Consider the following 26374-nt stretch of genomic DNA (forward strand, 5'->3'; position numbering starts at 1 on the left):
ATTTTAGAAATATTAATATTCGAATTTAATAAAATTAGGATATTTTCGGAGATGAAATGAAGGACACTCGGATTTTGATCGTCGAGGATGAGGGACTTGTTGCCCAAGATATCCGTCATAGATTGATAAGGATGGGATATCCTGAACCTAGTATTGCTAATACTGGCGAGACAGCAGTCAAACAGGCAATTGCACTCCAGCCCGATCTGATCCTGATAGATATAGTTCTTGCAAACGGATATTTGGACGGAATAGACGCTGCAAAAAGGATCAGAAAGTTTTTAGATGTTCCAATTGTGTATATCACAGCCTCTTCTGATTCTCAAACATTAACCAGAGCCAAATTAACAGAACCTAATGCTTATATTTTAAAACCTTTTCAGACTCGAGAGTTGCAAATAGTGATCGAATTAATCCTGTACAAGCACGAGGTCGAAAAGGAATTAATGGAGAAGGCGAGACTCGTTTCTGCGGAACTACGAAATATGCACGAGGGAGTGATAGCTTTTGATTCAAAGGGACAAATTTCTTTTATGAATTTATCCGCGGAGAAACTCACAGGTTGGTTGGAATCTGATGCGATTGGAAAACCTCTCGGTGATGTATTGAGTATGAAAAATCTTCCTGATATGGAAAGTTTTGAATTAGATAATCATTTAGTGGAAAAAATCCCAATGGGATCAGTTCCTTCTCATGGGCTTTTACTTTCTAAAAATGGACTAAGCACTGAAGTATTTACTTTTACCAAATCCGTTCCTAGAAATAAGGAAGTAGACGTAGATCGTATTTTGGTGATACGAGACTACGTCAAAAAATAAATCCTAAAAAGCTGCCCTCATAGAAAGTCGGATCGATCTAGGCTGAGCAGGGTGGGTATGTATATCATTATATCCTCCTTCATTCGGGCCGACAGGTTCATTTTTCAGTCTGGAAGCATAATAATAATCAATATCACTTACATGAGTATTCAATAAATTGAATACTTCAAAAACAACACTAAGATCTTCTCCAAAATTCCTTCCAAACTGAAGATTCACTGTAGTTGTTGCAGGAGAACGGACAGTATTGTCTTCTATTAGAGAACGATTTCCGAAATACCTTACCCTAAGAGATCCAAAAAAACCATCAGGATTTTTTATCGTGATCCCTGATGCTAATGTATTGCGGATGGATCCTGGTATATAATTCCCGGAAGGATCTTCATTTCTAAACCTGGATCTGGAAGTGGCAAAATCAGCATCTATCATTAGCCAAGAGTTATAAGAATAATAATTGGCCCATTCGAATCCTTTTCGAGTGCTTGGTCTACTTGCTTCTGTGGTTCCATTATCTCCTGTAAACAAAAGTTCGGAATTCATATCCAGTTGCCAGACCGAGAATGTGGATTGCCACCCATGAACAGGCTCTGTCCTGAGTCCAACTTCTCCGCCTCTTGTTTGTACGAGTGGATCTGCAGGATCTGTTTTTTGCACCACACCTCTTGCATCGTTACTATGGAATCCGTATCCTCCGCTTATATAAAATTCGGTCTTGAACCAAGGTCCTATGATAATACTTCCTTTGGGGCTATAGAGACTAGCGTTCCTTTCCGATTTTTCCTTACTTCCCCAATCATCTACGTTAAATTTATAATAATCTCCTCTTACGCCGAGTACTGTCCTGAATTTTTTGGACCATTGTATCTTGTTTTCATAATATATACCTGTGCTAAGCTGTATGATCCCGTCTTCTCTGACCGTTTCTAATCTTGCTCTTTTTTCGGTGTGAAAAAGACCGTTCTGGATAAAATCTCTTCTGACCTGAAGTCCGACCGTATTTTCCATACGGATTCCCCAGAATTCACTGATATCCTTATAACTTGATTTACTACCTGCGATTGTTCTTCTGTCTGCTTGTTCGTGCTGGTCTCCTCTCACTGGATCATCCAAATAATAAGTGAAGTTTGCGAATAATCGTAAATCGTAATATATTCCGTAAAATTGTGTCTTTGCTTCGTACTCTTTTTCTAAACGATGAGCTTCGAAATTAATACTGGCCCTATTGGACCATCCTCCATCATTATGATCCACACTTTCAAATCGACTCAAACCCGAATCGGGATCTAACCAAGAATCTCCCATCCTGAGAGCTCTTTTAGGTGCTTGTCCTGTGGAATGCCAACTACCTCTATAACCCATAAGGCTGATGCTGAATCCTTTCTGCTTATCACCTACAGAATAACTCGTGACACCATTTACCCTTCTGAAGTTGTCAGAAATTACCCAAGGACCGTCATTATGAGAAGCCTCGAATGCGTATAAAAGATCTCCTGGTCCAACTTTATGTGACTTAGCTATGAGAGTTCTTGCATAACCTAAGGTTCCACCTTCTACATTCGCGATACCCTTTGCTAAACTTTTAAAATAAGAAATATTGAATGCACCTGCAGAAGCAAAATCTCCTTGGTCAGCGTAATAAACACCTTTCTTATATTGCATTTGTTCCACGAGTTCTGGGATAAGAAAGTTTAGATCCGTATAACCTTGACCATGAGCATGGCTAACATTATTGACGGGCATTCCATCTACATTGGAAGCAAGATCTGTCCCATGATCTAAGTTAAAACCTCTTAAGAAAAACTGGTTTGCTTTTCCTCCGCCACTATGTTGGGTTACGATCACACCTGGGATTAACTCTGCAACCTCTCCCTGTCTCATAATAGGTCTTGTTTTAATTTGATCGGCACCCACCACACCTTCACTCGCAGAAGAAGCAATCCCAATAAGATTTGATCTTCTGTCTCTGATCACGATTGCATCTGGTCTGTATTCAGAGATCTTTTTTTTAAGCTCTAATTTTTCTGCTTCTGTTCTTTCTTTGCCGTTAGTCGGTTTTGTTTCTTCATCCTGAGAATGGATAGGGAAGAAGATTGCGCACATAAAGTACGATAAGGATATGCCTAGGCCGGCAATCCGAAGAATGTTTTGCCTCATTTTTTCGTCCGTTTTCTTTGGAAAACTTCCGAAACAAAGATAAATTAACGAATGTTAGTCTAATTTATGATAAAATAAGAATATATAACTATTCTAATGTACAAAATTAGGAATTTACCCTGGTTTGCGGGAGCCCCGATTTTTAACTTTCGGGGCCCTTCGCGAATGCACGGACGTGCTTGGCGAGAATGCAAACTTACCTATCCTCGAGGTTTAAGTCTGCAGGGAGATCTGGCTTGCGAGATAAAAACAAAAAGATAATATCTTTCTGATTATTCCGATCACAGTTGCGGGTCAGCGTGGGAGTTACACCCAACTTCATCCTGAAAGTTAAGACGATCTTTTGAATCGTCTCATTTTGTTCAATGAAAAAGTTTTATAAAATTTAAAAAAGGTTGTTCTAATTTATATTAATTATTGATAAATTTTTTCTGAAATATCCAGCGAAATAGATAATTCCAACACTTCACAATTTCCAAGTTTAGAATGAGAAAATTTTTTTAAAGAATATTGTTCATAAAATCTGGAAAGAACGAATCCATGACTGCATACGGCTACATTTTTTTTGCCATACATTTTCAATAAATTTAATATAGTTTCGATGATCCTTGATTCTGATTCCAATTTACTTTCGCCTCCTGGAAATCTGAACTTATCGTGAATTTTATCTAAACTTTTCCAAGCAGTGTAAGACCTTTCTCCAAATATATTAGAAAGTTCAAATTCTGAAATTCCTTGTGCTTCTCCTAAATGGATCTCTCTGAGTCCTGGATGATATATTATCTCTATTCCTAATTCATTGGCGATTTTTTCGGAAGTTTCTTTTGCTCTTTTTAGATCACTGCTGAAGATGATCTCTATCCCTCTATTCTTTAAACTATCAGCCAATATAGAGGCCTGTTCTATACCGTATTCAGATAGAGAAGTATCGATTTGCCCTTGTAACCTTCTTTCTTTATTCCAATCGGTTTCCCCATGTCTTATTAGAAAAAGTTGATATTTTTCTTTTTTCATAAGATTAGTTCAAGATTTGAAAAAGGTCCCAATGATTAGATGAGTTACCTGTCCTAAACCTAAAAATAGAATGGAGGATAGGATGGAGGTTAAGAATATAATTTTATTTGCATCTAAGATTAGATTTGGAGCCAAATTTCGATCAGGATCGCCTAATTTTGGCTTCTCACTTGGAACTCCTGAATAATAATTTCTGCCTCCTAATTGTATTTTTAGTGCTCCAGCCAAAGCAGCTTCGCAAAGCCCTGAATTGGGACTTGGATGTTTTCTTCCGTCTCGGATCAATATTTTAAAGGATCTTAATGGATGAAAACCTAATATCGCAGAGGAAATACAAAGTATAGGAGCAGTTAATCTTGCCGGGATATAATTTGCTAGATCGTCAATTCTTGCAGAGACCCAACCGAATTTCAGATAGGTTTCATTCTTATAACCAAAGAGTGAATCCAATGTATTGATGGATCTGTAGAGCATTGCAAAACTTGGGCCTCCGAGCGCGGCAAAGAAGAGCGGGGCAGTGATCCCATCTACAAGACTTTCTCCTACACTTTCTAGGCCGGCTCTGACTATTTCAGGTTCTTCTAAATTTGTTGTGTCTCTACCTACAATTTTTCCCACCATGGTTCTGGCTTTTTCTAGATCATTTTCGTGAAGTGCCGAATGCACATCCTTGCTATGATCCAATAGGTCTTTTAAAGCGATGCTTGTATATATGATAAATGCGGAGGCTAATTCTGCGAGGAAAGGATGGATATAACGGGAAAATTCTATAATGATCCAAGGGAATATAAAAGAAAGTGAATATACTGAGAGCGCGGTAAGTGTTCCTGCGAGTCTTTCAGAAGAAATATAGTTTCTTGTGACCTTCTCCATGTATCTTGCAAATTTTCCGATAAGCCTAACAGGATGAGGAAAACCCTGAGGGTCTCCCAAACCCAAATCAAGAAGTAGAGAAGCAGGAAGGATCCATAAGGAATTCATTAGAGACCTAAAATCCTATAAATCTCAGGCATATTCACCGAGTTTCTGACTTCGTCTGCTAAACGATCTAGGTTGGTTTCCAACTCATATTTTGCTTGGATCTTACCCAAAGGTCTCATTCCTTTTTTAACTCGGATCTTATCTAAGAACCATCTTCTGAACTCGTCCTCGTCGAATACTCCATGCAAATATGTTCCCCAAACTCGTTCCGAAATCCCTTGATGACCTAAACTTTCGCCAAATTCATTTTGAAATATGGATTTGGCAGAGATCTCTTTAGTATTTCCATGATGTATTTCGTAACCGGAGACTTTTTTTCCGGAAAGAATGTGAGTGCCTTCCGTTTGTTTTAGTAATTTTTCTTTTTCTAATACTGTTTTTACTCCGATTAGATTTAAACCTTCTGCGGAGCCTAAATTACTTTCTATTTGGAATGGATCATGAACAGACTCTCCCAACATTTGGTAACCGCCACAGATCCCGATAATTTCTATTTTTCCTTCTTTATAGAAATTTAAAATACTTTCTGAAATACCTGATTCTTTTAGATAGTTTAGATCTGTGATTACATTTTTACTTCCAGGGAGAATTATTACGTCTGGATTTCCGATTTCCTCTTTTCTTTGCGCAATTCTAACTCTTACATCCGGCTCTATTCTAAGTGAATCAAGATCTGTATGATTAGAGATTCTTGGTGTATCAATTAAAACTATATCTATCCTATCTCCCAACGGAGAAGTATCGCTCAAACTTCCAGATTTAAATTCCAAGGAATCTTCTTCGGGTAATCTTAAATCGTTTAAAAATGAAATAATCCCAAATACGTTTTTGCAAGTGGTCTCTTCTAAATATTTAATTCCCGGATCTAATAGACTTTTGATCCCTCTGAATCTATTAATTAGAAAACCCGAAACTAGTTTTCTTTCCCATTCAGACATTGTTTCCATAGCACCAACGAAAGAACCAAATACTCCTCCATGATCTATATTGCCGATTAATAATACTTTAGCTTTGGCATATTCTGCCATTCTCATGTTTACTATATCTTTATCTTTTAAATTGACCTCTGAAACTCCGCCGGCTCCTTCTAAGACCACCATGTCAAATTCTTCCGCAAGTGAATCGTAAGATTTTTTAACCTCGTCGAATGCGCTTAACTTGAATTTCATATAGTCTCTGAAATCCATTGCTTCCACTGGTTTTCCATTTAAGATAACTTGTGAATCCTTTTCGCTGGAAGGTTTGAGAAGGATCGGATTCATCCTGTAATCCGCTCTGATCTTGCAAGCCTGAGCTTGTAATGCTTGGGCTCTACCTATTTCAGCACCTTCATAAGTTACAAAAGAATTTAATGCCATATTCTGTGATTTGAAAGGTGCAACCTTTAATCCGTCTTGGGTGAATATCCTACAAAATGCAGTTGATAAAATACTTTTTCCGACATTGGAAGCTGTACCTTGGAGCATTAATGCGGGTTTTGATTTTTTTATTTTAGAAGGTTTCGGATTTTTCTTAAATATAGAACGAAGTGCTTGTATAAGTTTTTCGTTCTCCTCTTGAGTTTTGATTGCTATCCTTATATAATATTTTTCTAATCCTATAAAATTGCTGCAATTTCGGATCCCAATTTTGAACTCTTTGAGAAGAAGGTCTTCTAATTCAGAAATATTATATTTTAGGTCAGTGAGCTCCAGCAAAATGAAATTTGACTCTGTATTTAAGATTTGGAAAATTCCTAAATCTTCCAGTTCACTTTGCAGTGTATTCTTCCATTCAGAGATTTTTTCTTTGGTTTTAAGTAAGAAATTTTGATCTTTTCCGAATTTTTCTATGATAGAAGCACTTAAACTATTCAAAGACCAACTGGGAAGAAGTTCAGAAATTTTGGAAGAAATTTTGGGGTCTGCTAACAGAAGGCCAATCCTAAGCCCAGGAAGAGCTAAAATTTTGGTCAAAGACCAAAGGACAGCCAGATTTTCAGATCTATAATTTCGGAAAGAAACATCTCCTGAACAAAAGTCTATAAAAGATTCATCTATTACGAAAAATGAATTTTTATATTTGGAAGAAATTTTTAAAATCTTCTCTCTATCCAATAGTTTTCCGGTAGGATTATTTGGATGTCCCAATAGAACTAAAATTTGTTTTTCAGAATTATTTTCTAAAACCTCGCTTAGTTCCTCATAGTTTAGTTCAAAATTAGATTCTTTTTGAAGATTGATTTCTTGGATCTGCAACCCGGCTAATTTTATACTTTTTTGATAATCTATATAAGAAGGCTGAGCAATTACAGCTAAGTCAAACCTTTTGATCTTTGGGAGAATATGTATGAGCTCCGAGGCGCCATTTCCAAAAACAATTTCATCTTTTTGGATATTCCAATTTTTTTCTAAGGAAATTCTGGCCTTTGTATAATTTGGATCTGGATAGTGTATTAAATCGCTGATCCTGGAATTTATCAATGGACGAACCCAATCTGGAAAGCCAAGAGGATTTAGGTTAGAAGAAAAATCTAAAATTTCTGCGGGATCAACTCCCGCAAGATTCGCCATCTTAAATAGATTTCCTCCATGCTGTTCTATATGATCAGATTTCATAGATTGATTTTCGGGGATGATTTGATCCTGATCGGGATCCCGCTCACTAAAAAATATACTTCGTTTGCAATGGAAGCGAATATTTGATTGCAGATTCCTAATAGATCTCTATATAATCTTCCTTCCTTATTTTCCGGAACAAGGCCCATTCCAACTTCGTTTGTGACTAAAAATACATTTTCCATTTTTGAATCGAGGATATGTTTTCCTAAATTTAAACAAACATCTTTGATTTGATCTTGGGTAAGATTTAAACTTTTTTTATTTGCTTCAAACATCAAATTATTGATCCAAAGGCTTAAACAATCGACCAATACAACTGATTCAGAAGGGATAGAGTCAAATACAGGAGAAAGTTCTAATTCTTCTTCTATCGTATTCCATCCTATTCTTTCTTGTTGATGCCTTTGTATCCTTTCATCCATTTCCGAATCTATACGAGGGCAGGTGGCCAAAAAGAATTTTGTATTTCCAACAGAATTTGCCTTTTCTAATGCAAATCTGCTTTTCCCACTTCTACATCCACCTGTGATCAAAATTATCCTGGCCATTCAGATCTCCTTATTGAAGAATTTCTAATGAGATCAGTTAGGATTGCTTGCCCATTTTTGTGAATATCTAAATAAATAAGTGTAGAAGGTGAAAGTTTAAATTTTGTATAGAATGAATGAGGAAGGTCCAAGAGAGAGCAAAGTAGAGTGGAAAGAAATCCTCCATGACTTAAAACAAAAATATTGGAATCTGTAGAAGAAAGAATATACTCTTTGAATATTTCCACTCTTGACTGGAATTCCCGCAAACTTTCTCCATTGGGAAATCTAAAAGACAGGGAGAAGTCTGCAAATTTTTTTAAACCTTCTAAATTTAATTCTGCGAGTTCCGAAAAAGATCTACCTTCCCAGTTCCCGAAGTCTAGTTCTTGTAATTCATCTTTAAATTCGTGCTTTGATTCATTCGGAAATCCTAGTGCTTCAAAAGTTTCTCTGCATTGTTTTGATGGACTTGAATATACTTTTCCTTTTAGGAATTTGTCTTGGACTTTTTCTTTGATTTTCCCTATTTCTTCGATTCCATTTTCAGAAAGAGAGACTTCTTTTCTTCCCAAGTATCTTCCTGAATATTCAGGAGAAATATTCGGATGTCTAAGTAAACATAATGATTTTTTCATATATTTGCTGGTCTTGAAAAGGACAGATTTCTGGCATTCTTCCATTTAAGGATACCTTGACTCACTGCTTCGTATACGGTAGCTCCAATCAAATGTCCAAAGCTTGTATGTTTTCCCACATAATCTATTCCATTCGTTCCAACCGGAGAAATTATACCGATACAATCTGTGCCGGTGCCAGTCGCAAAATTATTTTCGCTTTGTATAGAGATCTCTGATTCTAAAACCGCAAGTGTCCTTGCCTCGGACGCTATAGATATCGCTTCTATACTTGCGGAGAAGGTAAGTGTTTCGGAAGTTTGAATAAGTAAATTGATTGTCCCTACTTTTCTAATTTGTTTAGGACGATCTCCCACTCTGACCGCATTTCCTAATCCTACTGTCGCGATAGATCTAATGTGTAAACCATCGAAGTTTTTTTCGGATACGGAGTGATCCAAGAGGGAAGCGCTTGTCATAAAGCCCAAGACTTCTTCTCTTTCTCCTATTTTCACCAGTCGGTTTCTATAAAATTCTTCAGGTATAATTTCAGTATTTAAATCTGCATTGGAAACTTTTAGCCAATACACTTTGTTTGTGGTTAGATATCCTCCGCCAACTACTGCCCAGCTTAAGGAAGTATGAGGTTTAGAAAGTTGGAGTTCCAACCAAGTTTCTGAAACTCGGATATGATCATTTTGAAAAAAGCTCAAACTTTAAATCTCCTACAAGAATCTATAAAGTTTTTCGGGATTTCAGGATTGGAGGCCCAATGTGCGTGCACATAACTCGCCAAAACATTGGAAACAGTATATCCTTCTCTAGTGGTTTGTTCAGATTTACGTTTTCTGATATGGTAGGAAAATAACGAATCATCTTCATTTTCTAAAATCAAATCTGAATATCGAAATTGATGTCCTCTGAAACGAATTCCTGCCTCGCCCAAGATAGTTCTTTTTTCTGTATGAACTTCTACATAACCTAAACTTTTGAGTTTTGGGCCCATGACCGCTCTACCTGGTATTAAGCCGAGCATAGAAAAATTTTGTCCTTCTATGTTTTGGATTTCAGAAGAAAGATACATCAATCCTCCACATTCCGCATAGATTGGCCTTTCTGAATTTGCAAAACTTCTAATCTCTTCAGTCAGATTTTTATTTTTTTCTAATCTTTCGGCAAACAACTCTGGATATCCACCTCCGAAGTATAATCCATCTACTTCAGGAAGTTTTGTATCTTTTAGAGGAGAAAAGAAAATAAGTTCGGCTCCATAGTCCCTTAATTTTTTGAAATTTTCTTCATAATAAAAATGGAATGCTTCATCGTATGCAATTCCGATCTTACAATCTTTGGTTTTTTCCTGAACTATTGTGGGACTTTCTGAAAGAATAGGTGGCGCAGAATTTGAGATCTCTAAGATTTTATTTAAATCCAGCCATTCTTCAGATAGGTTTTTCCAGAATGATAACTTTTCTTCAGTTAGAATATCAGGCCCTGCAGAACGAAGTCCCAAATGTCTCTCTGGAAAGGAGTGTTCGTAAGACTTAGGAAATCCTCCTAAAATTGGTAAAGGGATACTTGCAGTTTCTATAATGGAGAGATGGCTCTTACTTCCTAAAAAATTAGCGACAAAACCTTGGATTGGAACTTGAGGATCATGATTTTTGATACCAGAAGCAATTGCTGAAAAAGTCGCTGCCATTCCTGATGCATCTATCAATATGATAGTAGGGACCTGGAGCCATTTTGCAATTTCTGCAGTGGAGCCTGCTTCTCCATTTGGAGAATGACCATCGAATAATCCCATCACTCCTTCTATGATTGAAATGTCTGATCCCTGGCTTGCGCTTACAAAACTGGAAATTACTGATTCTTTTCCCATCAACCATCCATCCAGATTTTGACAGGTTTTACCCGTGACGAAAGAATGATAACCTGGATCTAAATAATCAGGCCCACATTTGAATACGGAAACTTTTAGGCCTCTTGATTGTAATGCCTTGGTAAGAGCTATTGTAAATGTGGTCTTTCCTGTTCCGCTTCCCGTTCCGGAGATCAGTATTCTTGGTATTTTGATCTCTTGTATCATAATTTCTTAATAATCAATCCCAAGTTGAGCGGGGATCCCATTTTTATATGGGTGTTTGGGCGATTCAATATGGCTAACTAGATCAGCCATATCCGTTAAAAGGTTGGGACAATTTCTTCCTGTAAGAATAATATGAAGATCTTCAGGCTTCTTAGCTATAACTTCTGAGACTTCTTCTGGAGTAAGCCATCCATAATGAAAAGCATAAGTAATCTCATCTAATATGAGTATTTTATAATTTTCTGAAAATATCATCTCGCAGGATTTTTCCCAGGCTGATCTTGCTGCTTTTTTGTCCCTGTCAAGATCATCACTTTCCCAGGTGAAGCCGAGTCCCATTACATGGAAGTCCAGATCCTCAATGGTTTTTGCAAATTTTCTTTCTCCAGTTTCCCATTTCCCTTTAAGGAATTGGACAACTCCACATTTCATTCCTCTTCCTAATGCCCTAAATAAAATTCCTAGAGCCGCGGTAGTTTTACCTTTTCCTGGGCCAGTGAATACTAAGATGAGTCCCTTTTTGTCCGGTGTAGAATTCATTTGGTTTCCGAAACGATTTGTTTCTTATTTGCTTTTCTGAATTTATGAGAAAAGTCAGAAGCATAAAGTCTGGAGTCTGCAAAATCATGGCAGTCCAATACTTTACCTACAAAGATGATCGCAGTGGCTGTGATCTTTTCTTCTTTTACTTTAGCTACTATACTTTCCAAGGTTCCAGTAACTATTTTTTGTTCCGGCCAAGTCGCCTTCTGAACAACAGAAACGGGGCAATCCTTACCATAATGAGGAATAAGTTCTTCTACAATTTTGCGAATATGTAAAACACTTAAAAAGAATACTAGAGTAGCCCCAGTGGAGGCGAAGGTTTCTAACTTCTCTTTTTCTGGCATAGGAGTCCTTCCTTCTGCCCGAGTAATGACAACGGATTGAGAAACTTCTGGAAGTGTAAGTTCTTTCCCGAGCATTGCGGCTGCAGCGGTAAAAGAGGAAACTCCAGGGACGATTTCGTATGGGATGTCTAATTCATCCATTTTTCTCATCTGCTCGGCTGTTGAGCCAAATATAGATGGATCTCCAGTATGGACTCTCGCAACATCCTGGTCCTTCTTCTTAGCTTCTTCTAAGATGGAAATGATATCTTCCAGAGTCATTTTAGAAGAATCTAATACGGTTGCAGTAGGAGCTGCTCTTTCTATCACTCTTTGTGGGACAAGTGAGCCTGTGTAAAGAACGATGGGGCAGGTTTCCACGAGTCTTGCACCTTTGATTGTGATCAGATCCGGATCTCCAGGACCTGCGCCAATAATATATACTTTCATAATACTCTCAGTCGCATTTTAAAATATTATCTCTGAAGGAAGACCAAACTTGTTTAGGAGAATGTCCTAGCCATCTTGCGTCTGTGTATTCTCTATTTTCCCAGAGAGTCTTTTTGCTATTATCTAAAACATAATTCCAAAGCCTTTCGCTAATGGATGAATTTCTGTAAATGGAGAATAGATCATAAATTTCTTCAGGTGAACCTTCTGAAGAAAAGGAAATCAACGTATTGAATTGATTTTTAGAAACAATTTCCTGGTCTTTAATTTTCAGTTTTATCCATTTCTGGTCTTGTTCAATTGTATTATAAAAACCAAATGTTTCTAAATCAGTGGGTTTTTTAAATTTTCCTATCTGATAGTAGTCTTCGTTGTTTTTATAAAGAATAGCTCCGCCTATACGTCCCAAATATTGGATTTTTTCTTCAGATTTTAATTCTGATATTTGAGTTTCTTTCTTTTGAGGAGAGATTTCTAAAAATTGTAATGCCTTTAATGCAGTGGCCACTGAAGAATCTTGGGTTTCGATCCCTTCTTCTTTCTCTTGTTCGAAAATTGTGGTGCTTGATTTTACGAATGCACCTTGTATTTTAGTGATATTTAAATTAGGAGAAGGTGATTCTTTCGGGATCCTACTCGCAAGATCATTTTCTGTTCTCAAGGAAACTGCTCTATTTTGCCCAGGCTTTAGAGAACCATCTTCTAAAGAGTATTTGTTTCCATATCCTCTTGGAGTTACAAAAAAACCTTCATAAACGAAAGACTGAGAGGATCCTATGATAACGGTTGTATTCATTCCGATCTCGAATTCTAAAAAATGATCTAAGTCGGAAAATTGAATATTCTCCTGTCTACGATATGCGCTCTTTACAAGTGCAACTGGAGTAGTTCCAGGTCTGTATTTTTTAATGATACGAGAAGCTTCGACAATCTGTCTTTGTCTTCTGCCGGAGGCTGGATTATATAAATTAATTACAAAGTCTCCTTTAGCAGCAGATTCGATCCTGTTCTCTATCACTGTCCACGGAGTTAGAAGATCGGAGAGAGAGATCCTGGCAGAATCATGTACCATAGGAGCTCCAACAAGGGAGCCGCATGAACTGTCCGCGCTAATCCCTGGGATCATTTTGATCTCCGGAGAATCTCCTTTTTTCCAACCTGTCTTTCTTAAAACTTCGAATACGAGACCCGCCATTCCATAAACGCCTGCATCTCCCGAAGAAATTAATGTTACAGTTTGTCCCAACTTCGCTGATTCAACTGCAGTTTGAGCCCGAGTGATCTCTTCTGTCATTCCTGTTCGAGTGACTTGTTTTCCGCTTAGATGATGTTTTACAAGATTTATATAAGTTGTGTATCCTATTATGGAATCCGCCTCTTTGATAGCGGATAACGCAGCAGGAGTAATATGGGAATCGTTGCCAGGACCTATTCCTACAATATTCAATTTTCCTTTTGGAGTTTCGTTCATACCTTCTCCAGACTTTTAGAATGAATTTCCGATCTTGTAGGGAATGGGATCCTTGCAATTGCTACTGTTAGGTTTTTTCCACCTTCCGTTTCTTTATATTTCTGTTTGGTTACTAGTAATTTATCAGCCCCAGAAAGAAGAAGAGCAGAAGCTTCACTTACAGAGCGAGTGCCCACATATTCTGACGCAGCTTTAGAAATTTCCGAAATTCCTTCCACTTGGTCCAATTTTTCAGGGGAGAAGGTTACAAATTCCCAGCCATACTTTTCTGAAATTTCTAAAAATGCAGGTTCTTCTTTTTTAACATCAACACTTGAAATTGCTTTTATACTTTCAAAAGATAGATTATATTCTTTTAATACTTTTTTGATTCCATTCTCAACGATATCTGTAGGAATTCCCTTATCGCAACCCAATCCCAAAATCAAGGATTTAGGTCTGTAGATCACAGAATTGGAATATATATCTGGAGTTTTAGTTTCGATGTCTGTTCTATCAGTTGCGATTAAAAGAATTTCGTAATCTTTAGGGTTTACATTTTCTAAATTTGAAGAATATTCTACTCCCTTAGGTAGACCTTTTTCCAGGGACCAGAAATTCGGCTCACCAGTTTCCTGTACGAATAGAACTTTAGTTTCATTTACTACGGCAGCGCAGGCTCTGGTTACGTTCCTATCTTGATCTTCTAAACTCCAACCCAGGTCCCTTCCCAAAATATCCACAGTCAAAGTTCCGGAAACGTCGGAAGCAGTTGTGATTACTGGAATATTTTCCAAAAGATCAGAAATTTTTTGAGTGAAGAAATTGCCTCTTCCTACATGACCAGACAAAACGCAAATTGTAAATTTTGCCTGGTCATCAATGCAGAGAACCGCAGGATCTGTCTTCTTGCTAACCAAAAGTGGAGATATCATTCGAACAACTGCGCCTACACTGATCACAAAAATATGGCAATCGTATTCTATAAAACTTTCTCTTAATGTAGGTTCCATTGGTAAGCTTAAAAGTTTGGATTCTTTCGGTGCTTCCGAGATGAATTTTGGAGAAACGAATATATCCGCGCCGCTTAAGGAATGAAATAATTTTGTCCCGGTATTTAATCCGTGTTTAGTGATTACATAGATTGCGTAAGGTTTTCTACTCTGAATCATCCGAAATACCTCTTAAAATGCCTTTTCGTTTTCGGATAGAAATGACAACCATGGAAAAATAATCACAGGTCTCATTCTTGATAGACTCAATATCTTTTACGATCCTTTGACGATCTGTAGTTCCATAAGAAACATAGGTTGCATTTTCTAGAATATTCTGCTCTTTTAATATTCTTATTAATTCTGGAACTACTTGTCCCACCTTTGTTAGAACGATTGTATCAAAATCTTGGATAAGTTTTTCCAAGTCTTCTAAACCATAGGTTGCGGGAAGAACACAGAATCTTTCTCTTCCGTCTGCAAGCGGTGTTAGCAAACTTGCAGGAATAGCAGTGATAGAAGAAACAGCCGGAACAATTTCTATTTCTATTCCTGGCCATCTATCAGGAGCCTCTTCTAATAAGTAACTCCAGGAGCTATATACGGATGGATCTCCCTGCGTGATAAATGCAACATCCAAACCTTTTTCTAATCTTAATCCTATTTCTTTGAATGCTTTATCCCATGCTGGGATTAAGATGTTCGGATCTTTGGTCATTGGAAAATGTAAGAATAATTTTTCCTGTGTTTCACTTTCTTGAACTACTGGAGAGCATACTCTCCAAGAAAAAGAGGGGAGTGATTCGCTACTTTTGGGAATAGCAAGCACCGGAACTGTATTTAAAACATTTACTGCTCTAAGGGTGATTAGGTCGGTCGCCCCGGGGCCGACTCCGACCCCGAATAATTTTCCGTATTTTGTTTTTACAGACATAAAATGTATTATGATTTCCTAATTTTAAATATATGGATTGGATTTAATGCTTCGTATCTAAGATAATCCGCGAGTTTTTGGCCTCTGGAAATATTGATCAGGCTCACTTCAGGGATTAAATCCATGTCTCTGAATGTTTTGTATGCCTCTGCAACATTGTCTAAGGTGATTGCATTTGCTACTAAACACCCGCCTTGGCTTAATCTATCGAAAGAAAGTTCAATGATCTCTTTCATGTTTCCTTTGGAGCCGCCTATGAATACACAATCTGGAGCGGGGATGTCCATTAGCGCCTGAGGAGCTTTTCCGTGTATTAAGAAAACATTATCCGTTTTATGTGAGAGCATGTTTTGCTGGCAAATTTCTATTCCTTCGGAATCTACTTCTATTGCGTAAACCTTTCCTTCTCTTGCAATCTTGGCTGCTTCTATTGAAACTGCACCTGAGCCTGCTCCAATATCCCAGATCACAGAGTCTGGTCGGATTTCTAACGCAGAGAGAGAAAGTATTCTTACTTCTTTTTTGGTAATAAGTCCCTTTTTCGGAAGACGTTTTGCATATTCGTCTTCTCCTAAAAATGGAAGAAGTGGATAAGGTTTCCAATTCGGGTCTTTTCTAATAAGTATAATTACATTTAAGTCTGAAATGTTTGGAGTCTCTGCCAAAGTTTCAAGTTCGAATTCACGGACCTTCTCTTCTTTTCCCCCTAAGTTTTCACAAACGAATACTTTCCAATCTGTTTCAGAATAATTTAATAAGTATTTTGCGATCTTGGAAGGTGAGTTTGTTTCGTCTGTAAGACATGCAATCTTGGATATAGTTTGTAATTTTGTAATAAAACCTTCGATCGGTCTGCCATGTAGAGAAATAAAAGAAGCGTCATCCCACTTGACCCCAATTTTGGAAAAAGCATTTTGAACAGAACTTGGAGCTGGAATAAATTCCACATGATCTCTTCCTACTTTTTTTAAGATCAGATTTCCAATTCCGAAAAATAGAGGATCTCCTGAAGCAAGAACACATATCGTATGCTCTGCAGAAAGTTCTGCGATCTTCTCCGCTGTTCGAACAATATTATTTTTGATAACGATCCTTTCTCCATCAAATTGAGGAAAAAAATCTAGATGCCTTTCTCCGCCAGCAAGTACTCTCGCTCTTGCGACTGCACCCATTGCTTTGCTCGAGAGTCCGACACATCCATCGTCTCCGATCCCTATTACGGTAACTGCTTTCAAAATTTTTTCTCCGTAGAAAGAAGTAGAAGTGCATGTATAATTGAAACTGCGATCGTGCTTCCTCCCTTTCTTCCTCTTGTAAGAATATAAGGGATAGAATATTCAGATTGGAATTTACTATCTAATAACGCTTCTTTGGATTCTGCAGCAGATACAAATCCTACAGGAACTCCGATCACTAGAGAAGGTCGAACTCCTTCTTCTTGCACAAGTCTTACTATTTCTAAAAGTGCTGTGGGTGCGTTTCCGATCGCGATCACACTTCCATTCAAAAGCCCAGAACTTGAGGCCTTGCGCATTGACTCTATGGCTCTTGTGGAATTATTTTCTTTTGCTCTTTGGATTACATCAGGATCACTAATAAAACTATAAGTTTTACAACCATACGTTTCTAAACGGTCACTGTTCAAACCGGCAATAATCATCTGAACATCACAAATGATGGGGCATCCATTTTTTAATGCTTGGATCCCATCACGGATCGCATTCTGGTGGATTTTTGTTAAATCTTTATATTCAAAATCTGCAGTGGCATGTATGATCCTTCTAACAACTTCCCAATCACCCGGAGGATGAGAATGATTTCCTGATTCTTCATCTATGATTGCAAAAGAATTATTTTCGATCTCCCTTCCTAAGGAAGTCATTTGTCGCATATCATTCATTTATTCAGCTTCTCCTTTGATTCCCCAGCCTTCTGGAGCTTCAAATTTTCCTAATAGTGTTCCGTCAAAATCCACCATGTAAGTGGAAACTCTTAGTCCTAAACCATGTTTAGAACAATTTTTAGAGACAATCTCACAGATCCTGGTAGTGATATAAAAATGTCCGGATTCTTTACAAATATCTAATACGTGCCTTGCTGTGTTTGCTGATTCTATATTACTGCAAACAGTTTCAGGGATTTCCAGAGATCTTGCAATATTTGCGAGCATCTTTGTGTTTACAGAAGAGCCACCTCTATGAGTCATCATAACTCCGTCGGCCATCTTAGAGAGTTTTCCGATCATACCAACAATGATCACATGATGAATATCTTCTTTAATTGCAGTCTTGATCCCTGTTCCTATAAAGTCTCCGACTTGGATAAATGCGATCTCGTTCATTGAAGGAAGAAGGTCCATTGCAAACTTTTCGGACTTTCCGCCTGTAGTTAGTATGATACTTTGTTCTCCATATTCTCTGGCAACTTGTATTGCTTGTATTACACTTGCCTTATATGCCGCAGTGGAATATGGTTTTACGATACCTGTTGTACCTAAGATTGAGATACCGCCTATTAACCCTAGGCGCTCATTCATAGTTTTTTTGGCCATCTCCTGGCCACCCGGAACACTGATAGTAACTTCTGCGCCTGAAAATGCTGAGCCTATCAGTTCTTCTAATATCATTTCCGTAATATTTTTTCTAGGAACTGGATTGATTGCAGGCTCTCCTATCTCTAAACCGAGCCCAGCTTTAGTGACTACCGCTACTCCTTCTCCGCCTTTTAATACGATCTTGTTTTCTTGATTAAGTTTTACTTCTGCAGTTAACTCTGCACCGTGAGTGCAGTCTGGATCATCTCCTGCATCTTTGATAATACTACAAACTGCGCTATCATTTGAGATCTCGCAACGTTTCAGTTCGAATATAACTTTTCTTTTGTTGGGAAGAGTAGTTTCGATTTCCTTAATGGTTTGGCCTAAGATTAGAACTCTGACTGCTGCTTTCGCCGCAGCAGCTGAACAAGCTCCTGTAGTGAATCCTTCTCTTAGTTCTTTGGTTGCCATTTGAACTTATCCGAGACTTACAGCTTGCGATGGATTTCTTTGGGTATTAAAGAATGCTTCCATTCCGATCCTGGACTCTAAGGTTCCTAAACGAACTAGTTCGGATCTTACTTCTCTTAAGATGTTTCCGTCTCCGCTTAAGAATGCGTTCTCCGGAACTGTACAATCCCCCAAGATCGATTTAAAGATTTCTAATGCACTTGAGATCCTATTTGGATCTGAAATGGACGGGATCTGAAATATAGTCGGAAAATTAGAAATTTCTGAGAGTATTTCCCTTAGTTTATTTTCAGAAAGAAAATCTTCTTCTTTTGTTTTGAGCCAAACTGTTATTGTGCTGTCTAAACGACCCGAGAATTTTTTGGAAAGAAGAAGTCCTGCAAGAGTAGTGATGCCTGTGTCCGTTGCAAGAACGAGAGAGAAACCTGGAGAAGGCCATGTAGGATCTCCTACAAATTTTCCCCAAGGACCAGAATATTCCAATTCTTCTCCTAATTTTAATTCAGGTAGAATGCTGGATGCTTTTCCGGTCCCTAAACGTTTTACACAAATTTGAAAAGAATTCGTTTTGGAATCGGAAGACAAAATAGAATAAGCCCTTTTGATAGGCTTCCCCTCATTATCGTTTCCGACATTAAGTATAACGTATTGTCCTCCTACAAACTCGAAAGGAAAACCATCCGATCTTTCGAATTGATATAGATCCGAGGAAAGGTTTAAATTTTCCTTATGTATTAACTTAAGAAGTTTTTGGCTCAATGTTCCTCCTAAGAAGGGTAGATCTCATGCACGAAATCATGCATCTCTTCTAAATCTAGATATAAGGTTTGGAATGATTTGGCGGAATTTTTGAGATCCAATTCTACTTTTTTTGTAAGTATCAATAGAGAAGTGTAATATCCCGATTTAGGATCTCCGGCAGGAAGTTTTGAGATTGTTTGTTCTAAATCTACTAAACTTGCTTCAAAAAATTTGATGAGATCATCGAAATTATTTGCAGTTGTCAACGACTGGATCGGCCCGGGAGAAGAGAGTGCTTCGGTTCCTATTTCATTTTTTTCATGTTGGATGACTGATTCGTCCTTGATACCAAGAACATTCATCATTCCTAATCTTAAAGCTGCAATTTCATGACATGCCATATTATATTCCTATTGCATAATATTATCTACTAAACGAGAAACGAGTCTATCTTGCAGTAGATGTTCTGAAACCAGATCGTCCGCATCTTCTACACTTACTTTTTGGTACCAAACTCCATCTGGATAAACTACAACTACCGGACCTTCTCCGCATCTTCCCATGCAGGAAGAGCGAGAAATTTTGAAATCTAAATGCCTTCCTTGTAATTTTAAGATGGATCTCATCCGTGCGACTAATGCAGAACTTCCTTTGCTTGCGCAGTCTATATTCTCACAAACAAATATATGTTTTTGTAAATTACGATGAGGGAATAGATGAGGAGCAGCTTGGTTATGAGTTTCCAGATGACGGATACTCCAAAGAAGAGCTTTTAATCCTCCCACTTTTTTAGAAAGGCCAGGAAGTTGTGCTCTGTATTCGCAGGTATCACAAGGAAGAGAAAATTTTCCAGAGATACAATCTTGTATCCTTTCATTCATGACTGAGAAAAGTTCTGGATCAGGTCCAAGGTAAGAGGTAAGTTCTGTTTTGATCCAAGGAAATTTTTCAGAGAAGTTTTGTACTAAAGAGGAAATTTTTTGGATCAATTTTCCTCCAAATAAAAAGTAGGGGACCACCAGAAGTTTTTCCGGTCTCAACTTAGAGGCCATCTCTAAGGTTTCGGGAAGAAGAGGGCTGGTGATCCCTATAAACGAAGGAAGAACAAAGGAGAAATGATTTCCTTCTTGGAATAAACGAACTGTTTTATAAAAGTCACCATTCGCATCCGGATCGGAAGAACCTCTGTTTACAATGATCACTCCGGTTTTGGAAGATTGTTCTTTGTTTAGAGGTAAAAATTCTTCAGCACGTTTTCTGAGTAAGGATACCATCTTAGAATGGATACCTAAACTATTTGTTATCTTAAAAGAATGATCCGGAAATTCGGATTTGATCCTATCAAGAACGATTGGAATATCATTTTTTATATGACCGGAAGTATATAGAAAAAGAGGGAATATTATAATATTAGAATATTCTTCTGAAATTTCTCTTAATGCAGTTTCCAGATCCGGCTTTGCAAGTTCCACATAAGCGTGAAAAATTTTCAGATCTGGGCGGGTAAGTGAATAGGCCTTAACTAGAGAAACGAATTCCAAATTGGAATTTTCTTCTCTACTCCCATGGCCTAGTACCAAAACCGCAATTTTAGGCTTCATTTGAACCCCAATACCTGCCTTGGTTTCCAAAATAGGAAAAATAAAGAAGATAATAAAAACCAGAAGATCAGATTTGTGAGTAAGGTCACATACTCGAATTTTATCCTCAATTCTTTCGGGGCAGCAAAGTCTTCCGAAATTTTAGGTACTCCAAGATAGAAAGGAAGAGCTACAAAAAATATAACTGTTATTAAGGCGAAAGACCACTTCAATAGATTATGAATTTTTAAATAAGAGAGAACTACCCTAAATCCTAAAACTCCTACTAAACTGGAACCAACGCAGATGTACCACCAAGCCTGTCTTTCAGGATAATCATATGAACCGGAGACTCTTCCTGGTAATTCAGGGGGAAGCCCCAAAAATGGGATCCCGAAAAATATTAAAAATCCACCTGTCGTAAATAAAATACTTAGGGTGATTGCTTTGTATAGGGAAGGGCCTTCTATAAATCTGCTTGGAGGGAAGAAGATTACCCAAAGTGAGACGAGGACTCCAAAAGAAATTCCTAATAAAATGGAGCCGACTAACGTTCCAAAATTTCTTTTTTGCCAAAGTTTATCATTCTCAGCTTCTTCACTAAAGTTAGATTCAGCCTTTGTATGAGAATGAGTTTTTCCATGCGTGTGAGAATGAGTATGTATATGGCTTATATTAGAATTTTCAGATACAGATTTGGATTCAAACTTCTCCGCTTCTAAAATTAACGGAAGATTCCAAACACAAACCAGGATCCCTAAAACAAGTCCAGACACCAGGCCAGAGAATATTCCGGCCCGTAATAGATCAGAAAGTCCTGATCTTAATGGCATGGGAAACCCGTAGAATGCCTTATATCATGGAATGTATCGTGCAAATACACCATTGGTTCCAGACCTACTACATAGATCGTAGAAAAAGCGAGAAACCCAGCCAAAACTAGAACGGAACCTCTAAGCCATAACTTGGCTCCGGAAAAATCCTTCGAAACGGAAATCGAGCGCATAAAAATCCCTCCTAAGAGATCTTCACCTTACAAGATATAAACGATATTAAGACACGAGAGATCGTGCCAAAGCATCGTATGAAGAAAAAAAAATTGAGTTTAGTTACGAGATTGTCTTACATCCGAGACTGGATCACGTAGCTTCAGGATTTTTGTAAGGCGTTTTCTGACTCGAGATCATCCTACTCAGCACGTCTTCCCAGGTTTAACACCCAGTGACATCTTGTGCCTTTTGTCCCTCTTACAGCGGCGGGTACCGTGACGGAATTGCACCGTCTTCCCATAGATGAGATCATCTATGTTCCTACAAAAATAGTCTGAGATTTTAGGATCTATTTTGATCCGTTTATTTGTATATCTTTTTTTAGGATGAAATTCAGAAAATATGGAAACACATTCTGATCGTGGCGACGTAAGAGAGATCGATCTAAAGAACAGAATCTAAAAGTTTGGAATGGTAACGTTGTGCGACATCGGGATGGGATCTGAATCTGCTCTTCAATAAATTTTTTCCAACTTCATAGAATAAAGGATTATTCGGATCTTGTGTAAGTCCTCTGATTTCTTTCTGTAAATGTTCCGGCAAATGTAATAAAGGAACATTCGCATCTAATCTCGCGCTATAAAAGAAACCAACCGAGATCCGATCCGTTCCGGAAGAGGGAACGAGAGCACGATGTACTGTCGCGCGTAAATAACCGTTGGAGGCCAATTCTAAAAGTTCTCCAATATTGATCACAAAGGTCCCTGGAATCGGAGGCACTTGGATCCATCCATTCTCATATTCCACTTCCAAACCTGCTTGTTCGTCTTGTAAAAGAACGGTTACAAAACCTCCATCCTTATGAGCTCCCACTCCTTGATCACTATTCGTAGATTCTCTTCCCGGGTAACGGATTACTTTCATCAATTGGTGAGCCTTTGCTCCTAAGATAGGATCAAAAACAGATGGCTCTTGGCCTAGAGCAGAAGAGAATGCATGCACCAATCGGATCGCAAGATTTGTGACTTCCTTCTGATATCTTAAAACGATTTTTTTAAATTCGGGCAGTCGATCCGGCCATTGGTTCGGTCCTTGTAAGATCGTCCAATGAGGAGAAATATCCGGATCGGAAACTGGAGAAAGTTCAGCCCCTACATCCAATTGTTCTCTCCAATCCGGAAGGCCTAAAGTTCTTTCTGCCCCGATCCTAGAATATCCTCTGAAATGAGGAGAGTGGATCATCTCGATGGATAATTTTTCCTCTATCGGTAATGCAAAAAATTCCCTGGAATTTTTAAGAAGGAGTTCGGGAAGTTCCGTATCGATCCCATGACCGGTTAAGTAGAAGAACCCAAGCTCACGGGAAACCTCTCTTAATTCTTCCAGAAAATTTTCACGCTCAGTAACTGCTCCTGAATATTTAGAAAAATCTAATATAGGCAGAGAGTTCCATTTTTTGTTTTGCATAAGGATGACTGCTAAATCTTCTTCCTCCCGGAAGTAGCGGTCAAGCCTATTTCTGTTTTAACGGATAAAAAGTCAATTTAACGGATTTGGCTATAGTTATACTTTTTGTTTTTTCTTATCCAGTCTGGACTGGGCCGCTTTTAATTCAGAATCCGTAAGCTTAATACTGAATTCAGGGAAATGCCTAAATAGGAAATATTGGAGCCAAGAATCCCAGCCAGTATATCCAATAAACTTATTGTTCGGGATCCATTTTAAGATTGCCTTTGCTACTGAATCGATCGAATGCACTCTATTCAACGCTGAACCCATTTCAATTTCCTTACTCAATTCAGGTTTATCAGTATTCTCTTTTTCTAAACCAGGAGTGTCAGTTGTAGGAGGAAGGAACAATTTTACTTTCACTCCGTGGAGCATCATCTCCTGTCTGAAACCTTGAGCAAAGCCTACGATCGCGAACTTACTCGCTGAATAAGCTCCGTATCCATAGATGGAAAAGAACGCAAGAGTAGAGGATAAAAATACGATCTCTCCACTTTTTTGTTTGGAAAAGTGATCACTAAATGCGAGTGCACTGTTCACATGGCCGAAAAAGTTCACATCCATTAAATTTCTATAAACTTCGTCGTCCAGGTCGGAAGCTTCTCCCGCTTTTGCAAAACCACTGCTACAGATCAAAAGGTCCAATCCTCCTAAAGTCTGGATTGCCTTTTTGGCTTCTTTTTCAAGAGCCTTTTTGTCGGAAACATCCAAAACTGCGAATCCGAAGACTGCTGTTGGAGTTCCTACAGACTTCAATTCCTGGACTGTTTTTTCTAAGTTAGATTTTCCTCTGGCGGAAACAATTACACTTGCTCCTGCCTTCGCTAATTGAATTGCAATTCCTTTGCCTATACCCGCGGAACCGCCTGTAATAAATACTTTTTTGCCTTTGTATCTGCTGAATGACATACTGAAAAATTCTCTTCGATGCGGGCAAGGTTTCCGCTTTTGAGAAACTATTCAATCTAATTCGAAACTTTTTACATAAAGAATTAGAGAACTTGTTCCAAAATCTTAAATTCCTGGTTTGGTATCAAAACAAATCTTGCCTTTTCATTCCTATAATACTGAATACGTGAGAATCCAAGGCCCCAATATGCATGAGATACCTTTACTGGAAAACCTAAGGAAGAAGATCCCAAGTTTGGAAAAAAATTGGGACCGTTATACTTCCATGTTAAAAGAAAAGAAGGTCCCACCAAAAACTGAACTCATCAAAAGAGGCGTTTATACCAAAAATATATTCATCGTTAAAAAGGGATGTCTGCGATTAAAATTCGAAGATAAGGGACGTGATATCACGATCGCGTTTTTTCCAGAAAACAGGGCAATCACTTCTATTCATAGTTATAGAGGGACTTATAAAAATAGTCAACTTAGTGTAGAAAGTATAGAGCCTACAGAATTACTTATACTAAGCGGAGAAGATGCTGAAATTATTTACCGGGAGAATGAAGAGGTTCGTGATTTTTTATTGGAATATGTTGCCGAAAGATTTGATACTTATATGAATTTGTTTTTGTCTAGGATTAGGGATAGCCCTGAACAAAGATATTTGAATCTGATCAAAGAACAACAGGATATCGCAAATCGTATCCCTCAACATTATATTGCTTCTTTTTTAGGGATCACTCCTGTGTCCTTAAGTAGGATTAGAAATAGGATATGGAAGGAACAAAAATAAACTTCTTATAAATTTTTTTAAGGGTAGAAGTGGCCGGGACTTCTTTTATTCCAGAACCGGAAAGTAGATAGAAAATTTTGTACCTGATCCAAGTTCACTTTCTACTTTGATCTTTCCTTTATGATTTTCTAAAATACCATAAACGATCGAAAGTCCTAGGCCAGTTCCTTTTCCGGGCTCCTTAGTGGTGAAGAATGGATCGAATATTTTGCGGATTGTTTTTCTATCTATTCCAGTCCCACTATCTAAAATTTCTATCACTGCAGTCTTTTGAGTCTTTTCTGGAGAAATGAATTCACCTTCTTCCATTCTTAATCGTATAGAGAGCAATCCACCGTTAGGCATTGCGTCTTTTGCGTTTAAGAATAAGTTCAGAAAAACTTGATGGATCTGAGTATGATCCGCTTGGACCCAAATAGGATCTTGTGGAAGATCAGAAATTACCCTTATGGATTTGGGAAATGTAGAGGAGGCTATATGTGCCGCTTCAGACAATAAATCGTTCAAGATAGAAGGTTTGAGATCAGATTCTACTTTCCTTGCCAAAGTCAGAAGTTGTTTAATTAACGAGGATCCTCTTTCTGCAGTCTTTTTAATTATTTCAGAATATTGTAAGATCTTTTCGGGGTGTTCCGAATTCTTTTCTAGTAGGGTAGTGTAACCTAAAACTACAGTTAGAATATTATTAAAATCATGTGCCACTCCACCTGCAAGAGAACCGATCGATTCCATTCTTTGGGAATGTATGAGTTGTTTTTCCAATTCATGTTGTTTGGTAATATCCTGGAATTGGGCCGCAAAATAATTTGGATCTCCCTTTCTATTTCGTATTAATGTGGCATCTACCTGGACCCAGAGATGATGTCCGTCTTTATGAATGTATCTTTTTTTCCTTTTAAAGATAGATATTTGTCCTCTTAAGAATTGATCCTTTAAGTGAAGATCTTCTTCTAAATCGTCTGGATGAGTGATATGGTCGAAATTCATTCCAACCAATTCATTTTCAGAATAACCTAAAATTTGTGAAAGTGCTGGATTAGAACTAATAAATCTTCCTTCCAGAGAAATGATCGCAAATCCATTCGGAGAGTGATAAAGTATATTTTTAAATTGTGCCGCCTGGCAGTACCATTCATCCCATCCCATTTCTTTAGGTAAAAAATCCTTCTCCAAATAACCGGATGGCTGGTTTATTTTTGGAGGAATTTCATCGCAACTTTGCATAACCTTCTCTTCCATGCTATTTAAGACAGAGAGTGTGAATGGTTTCCTCTTAACTATTGTTAATAAATTATGTAACTATTTTAAACTCCACCTAGTAACAAATTATAGTCTAACTTACTCTAGGAATTAAGAAGAACTAGGACTT

At 37.9% G+C, this 26374-nt stretch carries 26 protein-coding genes and 1 riboswitch; of the genes, 2 read left to right on the forward strand and 24 right to left on the reverse strand.

Annotated elements, in window-relative coordinates; all coding sequences use genetic code 11:
* Positions 1-56 precede the first annotated feature (56 nt).
* Entirely contained in the window at positions 57-818 is a 762-nt protein-coding gene (locus CH362_RS08050; protein WP_100709853.1) for a response regulator, read from the forward strand.
* Positions 819-821: 3 nt separating this feature from the next.
* Here the strand turns inward: CH362_RS08050 and CH362_RS08055 are convergent, their stop codons facing one another.
* The 23 genes from CH362_RS08055 to CH362_RS08165 form a co-directional block, all read right to left on the reverse strand.
* On the reverse strand, positions 822-2972 hold the full coding sequence (locus CH362_RS08055; RefSeq protein WP_100709854.1) for a TonB-dependent receptor: 2151 nt from the start codon (positions 2970-2972) through the stop codon (positions 822-824).
* Between the two features lie 414 nt (positions 2973-3386).
* A complete protein-coding gene (locus CH362_RS08060; protein WP_100709855.1) occupies positions 3387-3986 on the reverse strand; it encodes a histidine phosphatase family protein in 600 nt (199 codons plus the stop codon).
* A gap of 9 nt (positions 3987-3995) precedes the next feature.
* Positions 3996-4967 carry an adenosylcobinamide-phosphate synthase CbiB gene (gene cbiB / locus CH362_RS08065; RefSeq protein ID WP_100709856.1) on the reverse strand — a complete coding sequence of 324 codons (972 nt, stop codon included), beginning with the start codon at positions 4965-4967 and terminating at the stop codon, positions 3996-3998.
* Entirely contained in the window at positions 4967-7564 is a 2598-nt protein-coding gene (locus CH362_RS08070) for a cobyric acid synthase (RefSeq protein ID WP_100709857.1), read from the reverse strand. Before CH362_RS08070 ends, cbiB begins: the two co-directional genes overlap by 1 nt.
* Positions 7561-8115 (reverse strand): bifunctional adenosylcobinamide kinase/adenosylcobinamide-phosphate guanylyltransferase, encoded by a 555-nt coding sequence (gene cobU, locus CH362_RS08075; protein WP_100709858.1) that lies wholly within the window; start codon positions 8113-8115, stop codon positions 7561-7563. The genes CH362_RS08070 and cobU overlap by 4 nt, the downstream gene beginning before the upstream one ends.
* Positions 8103-8732 (reverse strand): histidine phosphatase family protein, encoded by a 630-nt coding sequence (locus CH362_RS08080; protein ID WP_244280525.1) that lies wholly within the window; start codon positions 8730-8732, stop codon positions 8103-8105. Before CH362_RS08080 ends, cobU begins: the two co-directional genes overlap by 13 nt.
* Positions 8729-9424, reverse strand: a complete 696-nt coding sequence (locus CH362_RS08085) for an adenosylcobinamide amidohydrolase (protein WP_100709860.1) — start codon at positions 9422-9424, stop codon at positions 8729-8731. The genes CH362_RS08080 and CH362_RS08085 overlap by 4 nt, the downstream gene beginning before the upstream one ends.
* Complete coding sequence (locus tag CH362_RS08090; RefSeq protein WP_100709861.1) at positions 9421-10800, reverse strand: cobyrinic acid a,c-diamide synthase CobB; 1380 nt, start codon at positions 10798-10800, stop codon at positions 9421-9423. Before CH362_RS08090 ends, CH362_RS08085 begins: the two co-directional genes overlap by 4 nt.
* Before the next feature lie 6 nt (positions 10801-10806).
* The gene (gene cobO, locus CH362_RS08095) at positions 10807-11340 is read right to left on the reverse strand and encodes a cob(I)yrinic acid a,c-diamide adenosyltransferase (protein WP_100709862.1); all 534 of its coding nucleotides are present in this window, start codon (positions 11338-11340) and stop codon (positions 10807-10809) included.
* Complete coding sequence (cobM, locus tag CH362_RS08100) at positions 11337-12119, reverse strand: precorrin-4 C(11)-methyltransferase (protein WP_100709863.1); 783 nt, start codon at positions 12117-12119, stop codon at positions 11337-11339. The genes cobO and cobM overlap by 4 nt, the downstream gene beginning before the upstream one ends.
* Positions 12120-12126: 7 nt before the next feature.
* On the reverse strand, positions 12127-13590 hold the full coding sequence (cobJ, locus tag CH362_RS08105; RefSeq protein WP_100709864.1) for a precorrin-3B C(17)-methyltransferase: 1464 nt from the start codon (positions 13588-13590) through the stop codon (positions 12127-12129).
* A complete protein-coding gene (locus tag CH362_RS08110; RefSeq protein ID WP_100709865.1) occupies positions 13587-14741 on the reverse strand; it encodes a cobalt-precorrin 5A hydrolase in 1155 nt (384 codons plus the stop codon). The genes cobJ and CH362_RS08110 overlap by 4 nt, the downstream gene beginning before the upstream one ends.
* Positions 14728-15495, reverse strand: coding sequence for a precorrin-2 C(20)-methyltransferase (cobI, locus tag CH362_RS08115; protein WP_100709866.1), 768 nt, complete (start codon positions 15493-15495; stop codon positions 14728-14730). The genes CH362_RS08110 and cobI overlap by 14 nt, the downstream gene beginning before the upstream one ends.
* A gap of 8 nt (positions 15496-15503) precedes the next feature.
* Positions 15504-16730, reverse strand: coding sequence for a precorrin-6y C5,15-methyltransferase (decarboxylating) subunit CbiE (cbiE, locus tag CH362_RS08120; RefSeq protein ID WP_100709867.1), 1227 nt, complete (start codon positions 16728-16730; stop codon positions 15504-15506).
* Complete coding sequence (locus tag CH362_RS08125) at positions 16727-17395, reverse strand: precorrin-8X methylmutase (protein WP_100709868.1); 669 nt, start codon at positions 17393-17395, stop codon at positions 16727-16729. The genes cbiE and CH362_RS08125 overlap by 4 nt, the downstream gene beginning before the upstream one ends.
* On the reverse strand, positions 17396-18502 hold the full coding sequence (locus tag CH362_RS08130) for a cobalt-precorrin-5B (C(1))-methyltransferase (RefSeq protein WP_100709869.1): 1107 nt from the start codon (positions 18500-18502) through the stop codon (positions 17396-17398).
* A gap of 6 nt (positions 18503-18508) precedes the next feature.
* Complete coding sequence (locus CH362_RS08135) at positions 18509-19261, reverse strand: FAD-dependent oxidoreductase (protein WP_100709870.1); 753 nt, start codon at positions 19259-19261, stop codon at positions 18509-18511.
* Positions 19262-19269: 8 nt separating this feature from the next.
* Positions 19270-19644, reverse strand: coding sequence for a DUF3209 family protein (locus tag CH362_RS08140; RefSeq protein WP_100709871.1), 375 nt, complete (start codon positions 19642-19644; stop codon positions 19270-19272).
* Between the two features lie 9 nt (positions 19645-19653).
* Entirely contained in the window at positions 19654-20844 is a 1191-nt protein-coding gene (locus CH362_RS08145) for a CbiX/SirB N-terminal domain-containing protein (RefSeq protein ID WP_100709872.1), read from the reverse strand.
* A complete protein-coding gene (locus CH362_RS08150) occupies positions 20841-21656 on the reverse strand; it encodes a CbtA family protein (RefSeq protein WP_100709873.1) in 816 nt (271 codons plus the stop codon). The genes CH362_RS08145 and CH362_RS08150 overlap by 4 nt, the downstream gene beginning before the upstream one ends.
* Positions 21647-21829: a CbtB domain-containing protein gene (locus CH362_RS08155; RefSeq protein WP_100709874.1), complete on the reverse strand. Its 183-nt coding sequence runs from the start codon at positions 21827-21829 to the stop codon at positions 21647-21649. Before CH362_RS08155 ends, CH362_RS08150 begins: the two co-directional genes overlap by 10 nt.
* A 140-nt stretch (positions 21830-21969) precedes the next feature.
* Positions 21970-22152: riboswitch (cobalamin riboswitch) on the reverse strand.
* A 104-nt stretch (positions 22153-22256) separates the two neighbouring features.
* Positions 22257-23279, reverse strand: a complete 1023-nt coding sequence (locus CH362_RS08160; RefSeq protein WP_100709875.1) for an isopenicillin N synthase family dioxygenase — start codon at positions 23277-23279, stop codon at positions 22257-22259.
* A 96-nt stretch (positions 23280-23375) separates the two neighbouring features.
* Positions 23376-24230, reverse strand: a complete 855-nt coding sequence (locus CH362_RS08165) for an SDR family NAD(P)-dependent oxidoreductase (protein ID WP_100709876.1) — start codon at positions 24228-24230, stop codon at positions 23376-23378.
* A gap of 136 nt (positions 24231-24366) precedes the next feature.
* Between CH362_RS08165 and CH362_RS08170 the strand changes: the two genes are divergently transcribed.
* On the forward strand, positions 24367-25005 hold the full coding sequence (locus tag CH362_RS08170; RefSeq protein WP_244280526.1) for a Crp/Fnr family transcriptional regulator: 639 nt from the start codon (positions 24367-24369) through the stop codon (positions 25003-25005).
* A gap of 45 nt (positions 25006-25050) precedes the next feature.
* On the opposite strand, the gene CH362_RS08175 is transcribed toward CH362_RS08170, so the two are convergent.
* On the reverse strand, positions 25051-26229 hold the full coding sequence (locus CH362_RS08175) for a two-component system sensor histidine kinase NtrB (protein ID WP_244280527.1): 1179 nt from the start codon (positions 26227-26229) through the stop codon (positions 25051-25053).
* Positions 26230-26374: the final 145 nt, after the last annotated feature.

The organism is Leptospira saintgironsiae (genome assembly GCF_002811765.1).
In the GTDB taxonomy this organism is placed as follows: Bacteria; Spirochaetota; Leptospiria; order Leptospirales; family Leptospiraceae; genus Leptospira_B; species Leptospira_B saintgironsiae.

What these genes read in the sequence shown, in the direction of transcription:
- CH362_RS08175 (WP_244280527.1), bottom strand. Translation starts at nt 26,229, where the DNA reads ATGCAAAGTTGCGATGAAATTCCTCCAAAAATAAACCAGCCATCCGGT.
- cobO (WP_100709862.1), bottom strand. Translation starts at nt 11,340, where the DNA reads ATGAATTCTACACCGGACAAAAAGGGACTCATCTTAGTATTCACTGGC.
- CH362_RS08055 (WP_100709854.1), bottom strand. Translation starts at nt 2,972, where the DNA reads ATGAGGCAAAACATTCTTCGGATTGCCGGCCTAGGCATATCCTTATCG.
- CH362_RS08080 (WP_244280525.1), bottom strand. Translation starts at nt 8,732, where the DNA reads ATGAAAAAATCATTATGTTTACTTAGACATCCGAATATTTCTCCTGAA.
- CH362_RS08165 (WP_100709876.1), bottom strand. Translation starts at nt 24,230, where the DNA reads ATGTCATTCAGCAGATACAAAGGCAAAAAAGTATTTATTACAGGCGGT.
- CH362_RS08125 (WP_100709868.1), bottom strand. Translation starts at nt 17,395, where the DNA reads ATGAATGATATGCGACAAATGACTTCCTTAGGAAGGGAGATCGAAAAT.
- CH362_RS08140 (WP_100709871.1), bottom strand. Translation starts at nt 19,644, where the DNA reads ATGGCATGTCATGAAATTGCAGCTTTAAGATTAGGAATGATGAATGTT.
- CH362_RS08050 (WP_100709853.1), top strand. Translation starts at nt 57, where the DNA reads ATGAAGGACACTCGGATTTTGATCGTCGAGGATGAGGGACTTGTTGCC.
- CH362_RS08130 (WP_100709869.1), bottom strand. Translation starts at nt 18,502, where the DNA reads ATGGCAACCAAAGAACTAAGAGAAGGATTCACTACAGGAGCTTGTTCA.
- CH362_RS08110 (WP_100709865.1), bottom strand. Translation starts at nt 14,741, where the DNA reads ATGATTCAGAGTAGAAAACCTTACGCAATCTATGTAATCACTAAACAC.
- cobU (WP_100709858.1), bottom strand. Translation starts at nt 8,115, where the DNA reads ATGGCCAGGATAATTTTGATCACAGGTGGATGTAGAAGTGGGAAAAGC.
- cobJ (WP_100709864.1), bottom strand. Translation starts at nt 13,590, where the DNA reads ATGAACGAAACTCCAAAAGGAAAATTGAATATTGTAGGAATAGGTCCT.
- CH362_RS08145 (WP_100709872.1), bottom strand. Translation starts at nt 20,844, where the DNA reads ATGAAGCCTAAAATTGCGGTTTTGGTACTAGGCCATGGGAGTAGAGAA.
- CH362_RS08060 (WP_100709855.1), bottom strand. Translation starts at nt 3,986, where the DNA reads ATGAAAAAAGAAAAATATCAACTTTTTCTAATAAGACATGGGGAAACC.
- CH362_RS08090 (WP_100709861.1), bottom strand. Translation starts at nt 10,800, where the DNA reads ATGATACAAGAGATCAAAATACCAAGAATACTGATCTCCGGAACGGGA.
- cbiB (WP_100709856.1), bottom strand. Translation starts at nt 4,967, where the DNA reads ATGAATTCCTTATGGATCCTTCCTGCTTCTCTACTTCTTGATTTGGGT.
- CH362_RS08160 (WP_100709875.1), bottom strand. Translation starts at nt 23,279, where the DNA reads ATGCAAAACAAAAAATGGAACTCTCTGCCTATATTAGATTTTTCTAAA.
- CH362_RS08155 (WP_100709874.1), bottom strand. Translation starts at nt 21,829, where the DNA reads ATGCGCTCGATTTCCGTTTCGAAGGATTTTTCCGGAGCCAAGTTATGG.
- CH362_RS08070 (WP_100709857.1), bottom strand. Translation starts at nt 7,564, where the DNA reads ATGAAATCTGATCATATAGAACAGCATGGAGGAAATCTATTTAAGATG.
- CH362_RS08150 (WP_100709873.1), bottom strand. Translation starts at nt 21,656, where the DNA reads ATGCCATTAAGATCAGGACTTTCTGATCTATTACGGGCCGGAATATTC.
- cobM (WP_100709863.1), bottom strand. Translation starts at nt 12,119, where the DNA reads ATGAAAGTATATATTATTGGCGCAGGTCCTGGAGATCCGGATCTGATC.
- cobI (WP_100709866.1), bottom strand. Translation starts at nt 15,495, where the DNA reads ATGTCTGTAAAAACAAAATACGGAAAATTATTCGGGGTCGGAGTCGGC.